This window comes from Luteibacter sp. 1214 (assembly GCF_031455395.1).
Classification (GTDB): domain Bacteria; phylum Pseudomonadota; class Gammaproteobacteria; order Xanthomonadales; family Rhodanobacteraceae; genus Luteibacter; species Luteibacter mycovicinus.
Genome location: NZ_JAVDSQ010000005.1, coordinates 28,879 through 41,742, shown reverse-complemented (window position 1 = coordinate 41,742; position 12,864 = coordinate 28,879). Strand labels below are relative to the sequence as shown.

At 66.2% G+C, this 12,864-nt stretch carries 12 protein-coding genes; 3 read left to right on the top strand and 9 right to left on the bottom strand.

Features of this window, described 5'->3' with window-relative positions; genetic code table 11:
* The first annotated feature begins 72 nt into the window (after positions 1-72).
* Positions 73-615 (top strand): Smr/MutS family protein, encoded by a 543-nt coding sequence (locus J2X57_RS12760; protein WP_036112024.1) that lies wholly within the window; start codon positions 73-75, stop codon positions 613-615.
* A gap of 6 nt (positions 616-621) precedes the next feature.
* Here the strand turns inward: J2X57_RS12760 and truD are convergent, their stop codons facing one another.
* The 8 genes from truD to J2X57_RS12720 form a co-directional block, all read right to left on the bottom strand.
* The gene (gene truD, locus J2X57_RS12755) at positions 622-1,641 is read right to left on the bottom strand and encodes a tRNA pseudouridine(13) synthase TruD (protein WP_309867618.1); all 1,020 of its coding nucleotides are present in this window, start codon (positions 1,639-1,641) and stop codon (positions 622-624) included.
* A 10-nt stretch (positions 1,642-1,651) separates the two neighbouring features.
* A complete protein-coding gene (gene mgtE / locus J2X57_RS12750; protein WP_079521084.1) occupies positions 1,652-3,079 on the bottom strand; it encodes a magnesium transporter in 1,428 nt (475 codons plus the stop codon).
* On the bottom strand, positions 3,076-3,549 hold the full coding sequence (gene ispF / locus J2X57_RS12745; RefSeq protein WP_036112013.1) for a 2-C-methyl-D-erythritol 2,4-cyclodiphosphate synthase: 474 nt from the start codon (positions 3,547-3,549) through the stop codon (positions 3,076-3,078). Before ispF ends, mgtE begins: the two co-directional genes overlap by 4 nt.
* On the bottom strand, positions 3,549-4,238 hold the full coding sequence (gene ispD / locus J2X57_RS12740; protein WP_308847655.1) for a 2-C-methyl-D-erythritol 4-phosphate cytidylyltransferase: 690 nt from the start codon (positions 4,236-4,238) through the stop codon (positions 3,549-3,551). Before ispD ends, ispF begins: the two co-directional genes overlap by 1 nt.
* Complete coding sequence (ftsB, locus tag J2X57_RS12735; RefSeq protein WP_036117324.1) at positions 4,238-4,567, bottom strand: cell division protein FtsB; 330 nt, start codon at positions 4,565-4,567, stop codon at positions 4,238-4,240. The genes ispD and ftsB overlap by 1 nt, the downstream gene beginning before the upstream one ends.
* Positions 4,568-4,590: 23 nt before the next feature.
* The gene (gene eno, locus J2X57_RS12730) at positions 4,591-5,889 is read right to left on the bottom strand and encodes a phosphopyruvate hydratase (RefSeq protein ID WP_043694793.1); all 1,299 of its coding nucleotides are present in this window, start codon (positions 5,887-5,889) and stop codon (positions 4,591-4,593) included.
* Between the two features lie 10 nt (positions 5,890-5,899).
* A complete protein-coding gene (locus tag J2X57_RS12725) occupies positions 5,900-6,283 on the bottom strand; it encodes a hypothetical protein (RefSeq protein WP_309867610.1) in 384 nt (127 codons plus the stop codon).
* Between the two features lie 97 nt (positions 6,284-6,380).
* Positions 6,381-8,072, bottom strand: coding sequence for a CTP synthase (locus J2X57_RS12720; protein WP_309867608.1), 1,692 nt, complete (start codon positions 8,070-8,072; stop codon positions 6,381-6,383).
* A gap of 104 nt (positions 8,073-8,176) precedes the next feature.
* Here J2X57_RS12720 and J2X57_RS12715 point away from each other — a divergent pair, with 104 nt between their 5' ends.
* On the top strand, positions 8,177-9,976 hold the full coding sequence (locus tag J2X57_RS12715) for an aminopeptidase P family protein (RefSeq protein WP_309867605.1): 1,800 nt from the start codon (positions 8,177-8,179) through the stop codon (positions 9,974-9,976).
* A gap of 124 nt (positions 9,977-10,100) precedes the next feature.
* Positions 10,101-11,990 carry a DNA topoisomerase IV subunit B gene (gene parE / locus J2X57_RS12710; RefSeq protein WP_036111990.1) on the top strand — a complete coding sequence of 630 codons (1,890 nt, stop codon included), beginning with the start codon at positions 10,101-10,103 and terminating at the stop codon, positions 11,988-11,990.
* A 13-nt stretch (positions 11,991-12,003) separates the two neighbouring features.
* On the opposite strand, the gene J2X57_RS12705 is transcribed toward parE, so the two are convergent.
* Positions 12,004-12,861, bottom strand: coding sequence for a hypothetical protein (locus J2X57_RS12705; RefSeq protein ID WP_143025813.1), 858 nt, complete (start codon positions 12,859-12,861; stop codon positions 12,004-12,006).
* Positions 12,862-12,864: the final 3 nt, after the last annotated feature.

The window sequence follows — 12,864 nt, the reverse complement described above, 5'->3', positions numbered from 1 at the left end:
GAGAGCCGCCCGACCGCCCAAGTCTACCGGACCGGGCAGCGGGATTCACGAAAGGCCGCTAGGATGTGAGACATGAAGCGACGCTCGCCCACGGTCAATGAGGACGACAGCCAGCTGTTTCGCGAGGCGATCGGCGACGTTCGGCCCATGGCGCCCGTCGAGCCCGTGCCGGAGCGCCCCCGGCCGGCGCCGCATCCGCACATGCGCGACGCGGACGAAGCCGCGGTGCCCGCGGATTCGATGCTGTTCGATTACGACCCGGCGGACCTGGAGGTGGGTGAGGAACTCTCCTACCTTCGCGACGGCTATCCGCCGAAACTGCTGAAGCAGCTGAAGCGCGGGCAATTCAGCATCCAGGCGGAGGTGGACCTGCACCAGATGAACGCCGCCGCCGCGCAGCTGACCATTGCCGAGTTTCTGGCCGAGTGCCGGCACGACGGAATCCGCTGTGTGCGGATCATTCATGGGAAGGGACTGCGGTCGAAGGCGGCGGGGCCGGTGCTCAAAGGGCTGACCGACCGGCTGCTGCGGCGACGGGACGATGTGGTGGCGTTCGCTTCGGCGAGGCCGGCACAGGGTGGGACCGGCGCGGTGGTGGTGTTGTTGAAGGGGTAACCCGGGTTACGAGGTCACCGCCACTTCCCGAAGCACGGTGGTCGCATACGCCCCGGCCGGCAGCCCGAACGACACTTCCAGCGCGCCGTCGTCCAGCCAGCGCCACGCCAGGTCGCGCGGCATCAGACGCAGCGCCCGGCGCTCCTGGTCCATGCGCGCACCCGCAAGTCCCCTGACGAGGACGTCATCCCGCGCGGCGACCGAACGCTCCAGCTCACCGACCGCCTCGGTGGTCGGCGGCTCACCATCGCCCCACAACGGTCCGGACGGATGGATGTCGAAACGGCCCAACCGCTCGGCCAGCGTCTCGTTGAACGGCTCCGGCCCGAACCACGAGCGCGAGCCATCGAGGGACCAGATCTCGCCGTCCATCGGCGTGTCCCACTGCCCGTTGCGGACACGCTCGGCGAGCACGCCGTTATAGATGTGCGAGCGTGCGGCGGAAAGCAGGATCGACCGTTTGTCGCGATCCACGCGGCGACCGCCGAACATCGCCTTCGCCTGCTCGACGTTGTTGCCACCCAGGCCGAAACGCTGCTCACCGAAATAGTTAGGCACACCACGCGCGGCGATCTCCGTCAGACGCGCATCGGCGGCGGCGCGATCGCCCTCGATCTCGCGCAGCACCAGGACGAAGCGGTTTCCACGCAGGGCACCGCGCTTGATCTTGCGCGAGTGACGCGCGGCCGAGACGATCGTCACGTCCTCGTGCGGAAACGCCGACCAGTCCGGATCGGCCTTGCCCGGCAGATGTGCCGTGAACACCTGGCGCGTCACGGCGTGACGGTCCTTCATGCCCGCATAGCCGACGTTCATCGCCTGGATACCGGCGAACTTCGCCAGCTCGCGGGCCACCCACTCGGTGTTCTGACCGCGTTTCTCGACGAGGAGAAACGCATGCTCGCCCGCACCGTCGGCTTCGTAACCGAGGATTTCCTCGACGAAGAAATCCTCGGGCGCGGAGCGCAGGCGACCGCGCAACGGCGGTTCGCCGTAGGCGTAGGGAAGTTCGTTATGGTCTGTCATGTTCGGGCCTTCAGAGCAGGAAAATCGTCGCCAGCCCCAGGAAAATGAAAAAGCCGCCGCTGTCGGTCACCGCCGTGATCAGCACGCTGGAGCCCAGCGCCGGATCGCGGCCGAGTCTGGTCATGAGCATCGGGATACCGACCCCCATGAACGCGGCGAGAAGAAGATTGAGTGTCATGGCCGAGGTCATCACCAGACCGAGCGACACGCTGCCGTAGAGCAGCCATGCGACCACGCCGATGCAACCGCCCCAGACGACACCATTGATCAGCGAGACGCCGAGCTCCTTGCGCCACAGACGCTTGGCCTGCGACGGACCCACCTGCTCCAGCGCCATGGCGCGGACGATCATGGTGATGGTCTGGTTGCCGGAATTGCCGCCGATGCCCGCGACGATCGGCATCAGTGCCGCGAGCGCGACGAGCTTTTCGATCGAGTGTTCGAACAGGCCGATCACACGGGAGGCGATGAAGGCCGTGATCAGGTTGATCGCCAGCCACGCCCAGCGATTGCGCACGGACTTCCATACCGAGGCGAAGATGTCTTCTTCTTCGCGCAGACCGCCACGCGACAGGGCTTCGGTCTCGCTTTCCTCGCGGATGAAGTCGAGCATCGCGTCAACGGCGATACGGCCGATCAGGCGCTGCTGGTGATCGATCACGGGCGCCGTGACCAGGTCGTAGCGTTCGAACGCCTGGGCGACGTCGTACGCATCGTCTTCCGGACGGAACGTATTGACGTCGGGCGCCATGATCTCGTGAACCATCTTGTCCGGCGAGTTCACCAGCAGCCAGTGCAAGGGCAGCACGCCGGTGAGCACGTTCTCCGAATTGACGACGAACAGCTTGTCCGTCTGCGCGGGCAGTTCTTCGAACCGACGCAGGTAGCGCAGCACCACCTCGAGGCTGATGTCCTCGCGGATGGTGACCATGTCGAAGTCCATCAACGCGCCGACCTGGTCGTCCTCGAAGGACATGGCAGCCTGCACGCGTTCGCGCTCCTGCGCGTCGAGGCTGGCCATGAGCTCGGGCAGCACGTCGGTCGGCAGGTCGTCGACGAGGTCGGCGAGCTCGTCCGCGTCGAGCGGCTCGACAGCGGCGAGAATCTCGCTGTCGTCCATGTCCGCGATTAGCGCTTCGCGCACCGAGTCGGAGACTTCCAGCAGGATCTCGCCGTCCCGGTCCGAACGCACGCGCTGCCAGACCGCGAGGCGATCTTCCAGCGGCAGCGATTCGAGCACGTCGGCGAGATCCGCCGGATGCAGTTCATCCAGGCGTGACTGGAGCTCCGCATCGGTCGCGCCGAGCGCGGTCTCGTCGTCGTTGGGTGCCGCACCCGCGTACTCGAGCAGGCCTTCCCGGCGCCGCAGCAACTCGGTGATCGCCTCGAGCCTGTCGTGCAGGCGCGGCGTCGAGGTGCGCGGTTCGGCCTCGCTCATGCGCGCAGCACCAGCACGGTGGCCAGCGCCGCGATGCCTTCGCGACGACCGGTGAAACCGAGGGTTTCCGTCGTCGTCGCCTTGATGCTGATGCGGTCGATGTCGACACCGAGATCCTCGGCGATGATCGCCCGCATGGCCTGCGCGTGCGGACCGACCTTCGGCGCCTCGCAGATCACGGTCATGTCGGCGTTCCCGAGCTCGTAGCCGCGCTCGGCGAGAAGATCGCGTACGGCGCGGACGAACGAACGGCTGTCCGCGCCCCGCCACTTCTCGTCGGACGGCGGAAAATGCTTACCGATATCGCCGAGCGCCAGCGCGCCGAGCAAGGCATCGCAGAGCGCATGCAGCACGACGTCGCCGTCGGAATGCGCAAGCACGCCCTGGCTATGCGGCACGCGCACGCCACCGAGCATCACATGGTCGCCGTCGCCAAACGCGTGGACGTCGAAGCCCTGGCCAATACGCATCACCGAGTTCTCCCTGACAGGAATTCCGCCAGGGCGAAGTCGGCCGGCGTCGTTACCTTGATATTGTCTTCCGAACCTTCGACCAACAGCGGCGAAACACCGGTCCGCTCCATCGCCATCGCCTCATCGCTGACGACGATACCCGCGTCGGCGGCAAGGCGAAGTGCACGCGCCAGCGCGCCGCGCCGGAACATCTGCGGGGTGAACGCACGCCAGCGGCCGTCGCGCGGCTCGGTCGCCACGCTGCGATCCTGTCCATCCGCCCGTTTCAGCGTGTCACGCAGGGGGGCGGCAAGCAGGCCACCCTCACCCGTCGAGGCGAGCTCGATCAGGCGGGAGATGTCGGTGGCGCGCACGCACGGCCGGGCCGCGTCATGCACGAGCACGAAGTCACCCTCACCGACGGACGGCGGCAAGGCCAGCAGGCCCGCGAGGACGGAATCGCTGCGTTCGCCACCACCCCTGGCCACGATCAGCGGCTTGCCGCCCACCGTGTCCACGGAAGAAAAGTGCCCATCGTCGGCCGCGATGACCACCACGAAGCCAGCGATGCGCGGATGCGCAGCGAGGCGTTCGAGGGTGCGGTCGAGCATCGGTCTGCCGGCGATCGGCTGGTATTGCTTGGGTCGATCACCGCCGGCCCGGACGCCCTTACCGGCGGCGGGAATCACACACCACAGCGCGTCCATTACTGGCCGCCAGGCGCGACGGGCGGCGGAGCCGGCGGCGCGCTGGTCGCGGCCCCCGGCTCGACGACCTGGTAGAACGTTTCGCCCGGCTTGACCAGACCCAGTTCCTGACGCGCGCGCGCCTCGGTGGCCTGCTCGCCGTGCTTGAGGTCTTCAACGTCCGCCGCCAGCGCCTGGTTGCGCTTCTGCAAGGCGGCATTGTCTTCGGTCTGTTTGGCGACCGACGCGCGCAGTGAATCGACCTCGGCCATCCCCCCACCGCCGACCCACAGCTTCAGCTGCAGCGCGATGAGGATGATGACGAGGATCAGGCCGATCCACCGCAGGATTGCCGCATTGCTCAAGTGACGACTCAGCCCGGCAGCTTGGACAGGCTCGGGAACGCATGGCGACCCGCGTACTTCGCCGATGCGCCAAGGGCTTCCTCGATACGCAGCAGCTGGTTGTACTTGGCCACGCGATCCGTGCGGCACAGCGAACCGGTCTTGATCTGCGTCGCCGTGGTGGCCACGGCGATGTCGGAGATCGTGGTGTCTTCGGTTTCACCCGAGCGGTGCGAGACGATGGCCGCGTACTTCGCGCGGTCGGCCATGGCGATGGCTTCGAGCGTCTCGGACAGCGTACCGATCTGATTGACCTTGATCAGGATGGCGTTGGCGATCTTCTTGTCGATGCCTTCCTGGAAGATCTTCGGGTTGGTCACGAACAGGTCGTCACCGACCAGCTGGATGCCTTCGCCGATCGCGCGAGTCAGGTGTGCCCAGCCTTCCCAGTCGCCTTCACCCATCCCGTCTTCGATGGTGACGATCGGGTACTGCTTCGACCACGAGGCCAGCGTGTCGACCCACTGCTCCGGCGTGAACACCTTGCCTTCGCCTTCGAGGTCGTATTTGCCGTTCTTGAAGAACTCCGAGCTGGCGACGTCGAGGCCGAGGAGGATCTCGCTGCCGACCTTGAAGCCGGTCTTGTTGACGGCTTCCAGGATCGTGTCGAGCGCTTCGACGTTGGACTTGAGGTTCGGCGCGAAGCCACCCTCGTCGCCCACCGACGTGTTCAGGCCGCGACCCTTCAGCACCGACTTCAGCGCGTGGAAGATCTCGGCGCCGTAACGCAGGGCTTCGGCGAAGCTGGGCGCGCCGACCGGCAGAACCATGAACTCCTGCACATCGACGTTGTTGTCGGCGTGGGCGCCACCGTTGATGATGTTCATCATCGGCACCGGCAGCGTGCCGCCGCCGTCGACCATCAGGTACTGCCACAGGGCCTGCTTCTTCGAGGCGGCAGCGGCGTGAGCGGCGGCCATGGAAACGCCGAGCAGCGCGTTGGCGCCCAGCTTGCCCTTGTTGTCGGTACCGTCGAGTGCGATCAGCTTGTCGTCGAGACCTTTCTGGTCGAGCGCGTCGTAGCCAGCCAGCGCCCTGGCGATGTCGCCATTGACGTTGGCGACGGCCTTCGTGACGCCTTTGCCGCCGTAACGGGAGGTGTCGCCGTCACGCAGTTCCACGGCTTCGCGGGTGCCGGTGGAGGCGCCGCTGGGCACGGCCGCGCGGCCGAACGAACCGTCGGCCAGGGTGACTTCGGCTTCGAGGGTCGGGTTGCCGCGGGAGTCGAGGATTTCGCGGGCGTGAATTTTGGTGATCGAAGTGCTCATGCTGTTCCCGTTACGAGTTGGAATGACGCAGGACAGTACCGAGCAGCATGAGGCCGCCGGTACCGATCAGGATGAAAACGTTGAGTCCGAGCCCGATCGCGCCGAACGTGCGGCGGCGGTCCTGGCGGCGCAAGGCGATGAAGCCGAGCACGACGCCGACGAGGGCGAGGACGAGAAAGGCGATGAGGATGAAGCCGATGGTGCCGAACACCGCGAGCTGCTCTTCCGGGTTACCGGCCATCATCAGGGAGGCGGCGAGCGAGATGCCGAAAGCGATGGCGAGACCGGAGACGATGGCTAGGACGAACGAGGCGATGCCGTGACCCGACTGCGGCAGACGTGCCGCACGCTGGCGACCTTCACCGGCGGTAGGGATCCCGTTGTCCTCAGTCATCCAGCCTGTCTCCCCGGACCCTTTGCGGCCCCAGCGTTGGCATCGCCGGCGCACCTCGCGCCGGCATCCCGTCAATCATACCGTTTCAGGGAAACGATCAGGCGTGGCTCGATGCCGCCGACGCCTCGGAACGGACGGCGAGCTTTTCACCCTCACGGACAGCCTTGTACTCGCGGGCGGCACGGACGAATCCGATGAACAGCGGATGGCCTTCGCGCGGCGTCGAGGTGAATTCCGGATGCGCCTGGCAACCCAGGAACCACGGATGCACATGGCGCGGAAGCTCGACGATTTCGACCAGGAGATCGTCCATCGACTTGCCCGAGATCACCAGGCCGAGGTCTTCGAACGACTGGCGGTAGCGGTTGTTGAACTCGTAACGGTGACGATGGCGCTCGCGCACCACGTCTTCGCCATAGAGTTCGCGGGCCAGCGTTCCGGCCTTGAGGCGGCACTCCTGCGCGCCCAGGCGCATGGTGCCGCCCAGGTCGGAGCGCTCGCTGCGCTGCTCGATTTCGCCGGTGGCGGTGGTCCACTCGGTAATCAGCCCGATGACCGGATCCGGCGTGTTGCGGTCGTTCTCGCTGGAGTCGGCCTGGGTGAGGCCCGCCGTATTACGGGCGAACTCGACCACCGCCGCATGCATGCCGTAGCAGATGCCGAAGTACGGCACACCGGCTTCGCGGGCGAACTGCGCGGCCAGGATCTTGCCCTCGAACCCCCGCTTGCCGAAGCCGCCGGGCACGAGGATGGCGTCCGAGTCGCCCAGCACGGTGCGCGCGCCACGCGCTTCCACGTCCTCGGAATCGACCCAGTGCAGGTTGACCCGCGTGGACTGGTTGATGCCGCCGTGACGCAGCGCTTCGGCCAGGGACTTGTAGGCGTCCTTGTGCTCGACGTACTTGCCGACGATGGCGATGTTGATCTCGTCGCGCGGGTGCTCGACGGCTTCGACCGTGCGCACCCAGCTGGAGAGGTCCGCCGGGCCGGCGTCGAGGCCGAGCCGCTTGATGACCAGTTCGTCCAGACCCTGCTCGTGCAGCCACATCGGCAGCTTGTAGATGACGTCGACGTCGATCGTGCTGATGACGGCGTTCTTCGGCACGTTGGTGAACAGGGCGATCTTGTGGCGCTCGGCGTCCGGAAGGGGCTCCTCGCAGCGGCAGAGCAGCACGTCGGCCTGAATACCGATGGAGCGAAGCTCCTTCACCGAGTGCTGGGTCGGCTTGGTTTTGATCTCGCCCGCGGCCTTGATATACGGCACCAGCGTGAGATGCACGAACATGCACTTCTCGGCGCCGTGCTCGATACGCAGCTGGCGGATGGCCTCGAGGAACGGCAGGGACTCGATATCGCCCACGGTGCCGCCGACTTCCACGAGCGCCACGTCGTAACCGCGCGTCGCTTCGTGGATGGAGTGCTTGATCTCGTCGGTGATGTGCGGGATGACCTGCACGGTGGCGCCGAGGTAGTCGCCGCGGCGCTCCTTGCGGATCACCGACTCGTAGATCTTGCCGGCGGTGATCGAATTCTTACCGGTGAGGCGCGTGCGGACGAAGCGCTCGTAATGGCCCAGGTCGAGGTCGGTCTCGGCACCGTCGTCGGTGACGTAGACCTCGCCGTGCTGGAAGGGACTCATGGTGCCCGGATCCACGTTGATATACGGATCGAGCTTCATCATGGTGACGGAGAGACCCCGCGCCTCGAGAATGGACGCGAGCGACGCCGCTGCGATGCCCTTCCCGAGGGAAGACACCACACCGCCGGTGACGAAAATCAGGGGAGTCATGCGAGCAGCCAGTGCTGGAAATCGGTATTTTACCCGAGTGCATCCCTACTCGCGAGGGGCATGATGAACGTGCCGGACGGGCGCCTTCGTTTTACCATGGTGAAATGACCGCTACCTCCATCCCCGCCCGTCTCCAGGCCCTTCGCGCCGCCATGGCCCGCGAAGGCATCGCCGCCGTCGTCGTTCCCACGGCCGATCCCCACCTTTCCGAGTACCTGCCGCCCCGCTGGCAGGGCCGCGAGTGGTTTTCCGGCTTCACCGGCTCGTCCGGCACGCTGATCGTGACGGCGACCGGCGGCGGGCTGTGGACCGATTCCCGCTACTTCTCGCAGGCGGAAACCGAGCTCGCGGGCAGTGGCCTGCCCCTGATGAAACTGAACGTGGCGCACACGGCGGAGCACGTCAGCTGGCTGGTCGGCCAGGTCGGTGAAGGCGATACCGTCGCCGTCGCCGGCGACAGCGTGTCGCTCTCGGGTGCCGAAAGCCTGGGCAAACGGCTGGCCGCCGCCGGCGCCTCGCTGCGCACCGACCTCGACCTTCCCGCCGCCGCCTGGCCGGATCGTCCGGGCAGGCCCGATGCACCGGTGTTCGCCCATCTGGCTCCGTTTGCCGCGGTCGATCGCGCGGACAAGCTGCGCCATGTGCGCACGGCGATGCGCCGCGCGGGCGCCACGCACCACTTCCTGTCCAGCCTGGACGACATCGCCTGGCTGACCAACCTCCGCGGTGCGGACGTCGACTACAACCCGGTGTTCCTGGCGCATCTGCTGATCGCGGAGGATCGGGCCACCCTGTTCGTCGATGCGGCCAAGGTGCCGGGCGAGGTCAAAGCGGCGCTCGCCGCGGATGGCATCTCAGTCGCCGATTACGCCACGGCCGCCTCCGCGCTGGCCGCCCTGCCCGACGAGGCCGTGCTGCTGATCGATCCGGCCCGTGTCGTCGTCTCCGTTCTGGAGGGTCTGCCCCCGACGGTGAAGCAGGTTCATGCCGCCGCGCCGTCCACGGCGCAGAAAGCGCGCAAGACACCCGAGGAACTCGACCACATCCGCGACGTCATGCGTCGCGACTGCGCCGCGCTGGCCCGGGCCTTCCGCCGTATCGAGACCGGTCTCGCCGCCGGTGAGCCGCTGACCGAACTCGATGTCGACACGATCGTCCGCGACGCACGCAGCGCCCAGACCGGCTTCGTCGGCGAGAGCTTCTCGACCATCGCCGGGTATCAGGCCAACGGCGCCCTGCCCCATTACCGGGCCACCGAAGACCAGTTCAGCCCGCTGGCCGCCAAAGGCCTGCTGCTGATCGATTCCGGCGGCCAGTACCTGGGCGGCACGACCGACATCACCCGCGTCCTCGCCCTCGGCCCCGTGACCGACGAGCAGCGCCGCGACTCGACCCTCGTGCTCAAGGGCATGATCGGCCTGTCCCGCGCCCGTTTCCCCAAAGGCGCCAGCGGCCCGCAGCTGGACGCACTCGCCCGTGCGCCGCTGTGGGCGGCCGGCATGGACTTCGGCCACGGCACCGGCCACGGCGTCGGGTATTTCCTGAATGTGCACGAGGGCCCGCATGGCATTCGCCCGCCGGTGACCGGTGGCGCGCTGGTACCGCTGGAGACCGGGATGATCACCTCGATCGAGCCGGGCCTGTACAAGCCCGGCCGTTACGGTATCCGCCACGAAAACCTGGCGGTGGTGACGCAGGCGGACAGCACCGAGTTCGGCGAATTCTTCGCCTTCGAGACGCTGACACTCTGTCCGTTCGATCGTCGGGGGCTGGAACCGCGCCTGCTGGAGCCCTCGGAGCGCGCCTGGCTCGACGACTATCACGCCACCGTACGCGCGGCGCTGTCACCGTTGCTGGACGGGGCGGATCGCGAATGGCTGGAGTGGCATTGCGCGCCGTTGTGAGTCATCGCCCACAGCGTGTGCTTTCGCAAGGCCGATCTCATCCTCCGATACACGGCGGTCCCACGCTTGACCATTCCGGGGCACTCACCCCATCCTGCCCGGCTACGAACGGCCTCGATACCTAATGAATACTCGCTACAACGCCTCAGACATCGAAGTCCTCAGCGGTCTCGATCCCGTCAAGCGCCGTCCCGGCATGTACACCGACACCTCGCGGCCGAACCATCTGGCCCAGGAAGTCATCGACAACTCGGTCGACGAAGCCCTCGCCGGCCATGCGAAAACCATCGATGTCACGGTCTTCGAGGACGGCTCGGTCGAAGTCACCGACGACGGCCGCGGTATGCCCGTGGACATCCACCCGGAAGAGAAGGTGCCGGGTATCGAACTGATCCTTACCCGCCTCCATGCGGGCGGCAAGTTCTCGAACAAGAATTACGCGTTCTCGGGCGGCCTGCATGGCGTGGGCGTGTCGGTGGTCAATGCGCTGTCGACGCGCGTGGACGTCACGATCCGCCGCGAGGGTCAGGAATACCGCATGAGCTTCGCCGACGGCGACCGTGCGAGCGACCTCGAAGTCATCGGCACGGTGCCCAAGAAGAAGACCGGCACCACGCTGCGCTTCTGGCCCGATCCGAAGTACTTCGACACGCCGAAGATCCTCGTTTCCAAGCTCAAGCACCTGCTGCGCGCCAAGGCGGTGCTGTGCGCCGGCCTTACCGTGCGCCTGACGGACGAAAGCTCCGGCGAAACCACCGAGTGGTACTTCGAGGATGGCCTGTCCGATTACCTGCGCGCCGAACTGCAAGGCGCCGAAGCGCTGCCGTCGGAGCTGTTCGTCAAGCATTTCTCACGCGAGACCGATGCACTCGACGTCGCCCTGGCCTGGCTGCCGGAAGGCGACCTCGTGCAGGAAAGCTACGTCAACCTGATTCCGACCGCGCAGGGCGGCACGCACGTCAACGGTCTGCGTTCGGGCCTGACCAACGCCATCCGCGAGTTCTGCGACCTGCGCAACCTGCTGCCGCGTGGCGTCAAGCTGGCACCGGAAGACGTCTGGGAGCGGCTGGCCTTCGTGCTCAGCGTCAAGCTGCAGGACGCCCAGTTCGCCGGCCAGACCAAGGAGCGCCTGTCCTCGCGTGCCGCCGCCGGCATCGTCGAAGGTGTAGTGCACGACGCTTTCAGTCTCTGGCTGAACCAGCATGTGGACCTCGGCGAGAAGATCGCCCAGCTCGCCATCGAACGCGCCAGCGCGCGCCTCAAGGCGGCCAAGCAGGTCGTCCGCAAGAAGATCACCGCAGGTCCCGCCCTGCCCGGCAAGCTGGCCGACTGCGCCTCCACCGACCTCACCCGCACCGAGATCTTCCTGGTCGAGGGTGACTCGGCGGGTGGCTCGGCCAAGCAGGCGCGCGACAAGGACTTCCAGGCGATCATGCCGTTGCGCGGCAAGATCCTGAACACCTGGGAAGTCGAGTCGACCGCCGTGCTCGCCTCGCAGGAAGTGCACGACCTGGCGGTCGCCATCGGTTGCGATCCCGGCAAGGACGACCTGTCCGGTCTGCGCTACGGCAAGGTGGTGATCCTGGCCGACGCGGATTCCGACGGCCTGCACATCGCCACCCTGCTCGCCGCCCTGTTCCTGCGTCACTTTCCAACCCTGGTCAGCCAGGGCCACGTCTTCGTCGCCATGCCGCCGCTGTTCCGTGTCGACGTGGGCAAGCAGGTGTTCTATTGCCTGGACGAGGAAGAGAAGCGTCTGATGCTGGAGAAGGTCGAGCGCGAGAAGATGAAGGGTGCCGTCAGCGTGACGCGCTTCAAGGGCCTGGGCGAGATGAACCCGGCGCAGCTGCGCGAGTCGACCGTGCATCCCGATACGCGTCGTCTGGTGCAGCTGACCATCGAAGCGGAAGACGGGACGGCGAAGCTGATGGATATGCTGCTGGCCAAGAAGCGTGCGAGCGATCGCAAGCAGTGGCTGGAAGAAAAGGGTGATATGGCGACGCTCGAGGTTTGAGCGTCGCCTTGCTTCAGTTGAGGATGGCCTGGTCGGCCGCGTTGTACGCAAAGGTCGCGCGGCCACCGATCGACGTCGCGGGTGTCCACCGGATCACCGGAACCCAGCGACCCGCTGTCGTCCTGAAATCCTGCTGATCCAGCTTCGCGCTGGCGAGGCCGGATGCATTCCCTGAGATATAGAAAAACGCCTCGAGGGGCATGTTTGCGTAGGTGTTCTGAGGCCATGCCTCCACCATGATTTCGTTCCACGTAAAGATGCTCCGCGCCTTGCGGACCTCGACGATCTGCATCCATGCGACGGCGGCATCCGGAGCGGCGTCCCCGGGGGCGATCTTGAATGCACAGCCATAAGACCCCGCGCCGTACTTTGCCTGCCACTGGGCGGCGGTGAGCACCCCTTGCGCGTGACACGGAGACCGGCACTTGTCAGGGAGGCCGTTCGTTCCGGCGTTGATGACGTAGCCGCAGTTCACCGTCAGCTGGTAGAAGTTGGGTGTGTCCGAGTAGAAATGCGGATACACGATAAACCCGTTCGGATAGGCCGAGAGGCCGAAATTCGAGTCCTGCCGCAGCCACGAGAAGGACACGCCACCATTCGCGTTTGCCGGGTTCGGAATCCACGAATGGTAGCCCGTCGACCATATCGTCCCGCGCATAAGAACCCCCGTGCACAGCACCGCGGGCGTATAGCTGGGCCGACATTCCGTGTAGAGCTGGTCGTACCGATCCTGGATGTGCTGCGCCACCGTGGCACCGTCTTCCTGCGTCGAGGCATGTGGCGTGAGTCGGCGGGGCGACTCCGTGGCGCAGCCGGCAAGCAACAGCAGAAGGGCGAAAACCTTCCACATTCCAGTGTGTCGTGTCGTCATGAC

Coding starts and splice junctions, on each gene's coding strand:
- J2X57_RS12760 (WP_036112024.1), top strand. CDS start 73: ATGAAGCGACGCTCGCCCACGGTCAATGAGGACGACAGCCAGCTGTTT.
- ispD (WP_308847655.1), bottom strand. CDS start 4,238: ATGGACGCGCTGTGGTGTGTGATTCCCGCCGCCGGTAAGGGCGTCCGG.
- J2X57_RS12715 (WP_309867605.1), top strand. CDS start 8,177: ATGACCGCTACCTCCATCCCCGCCCGTCTCCAGGCCCTTCGCGCCGCC.
- J2X57_RS12705 (WP_143025813.1), bottom strand. CDS start 12,861: ATGACGACACGACACACTGGAATGTGGAAGGTTTTCGCCCTTCTGCTG.
- eno (WP_043694793.1), bottom strand. CDS start 5,889: ATGAGCACTTCGATCACCAAAATTCACGCCCGCGAAATCCTCGACTCC.
- mgtE (WP_079521084.1), bottom strand. CDS start 3,079: ATGAGCGAGGCCGAACCGCGCACCTCGACGCCGCGCCTGCACGACAGG.
- parE (WP_036111990.1), top strand. CDS start 10,101: ATGAATACTCGCTACAACGCCTCAGACATCGAAGTCCTCAGCGGTCTC.
- truD (WP_309867618.1), bottom strand. CDS start 1,641: ATGACAGACCATAACGAACTTCCCTACGCCTACGGCGAACCGCCGTTG.
- J2X57_RS12720 (WP_309867608.1), bottom strand. CDS start 8,072: ATGACTCCCCTGATTTTCGTCACCGGCGGTGTGGTGTCTTCCCTCGGG.
- J2X57_RS12725 (WP_309867610.1), bottom strand. CDS start 6,283: ATGACTGAGGACAACGGGATCCCTACCGCCGGTGAAGGTCGCCAGCGT.
- ispF (WP_036112013.1), bottom strand. CDS start 3,549: ATGCGTATTGGCCAGGGCTTCGACGTCCACGCGTTTGGCGACGGCGAC.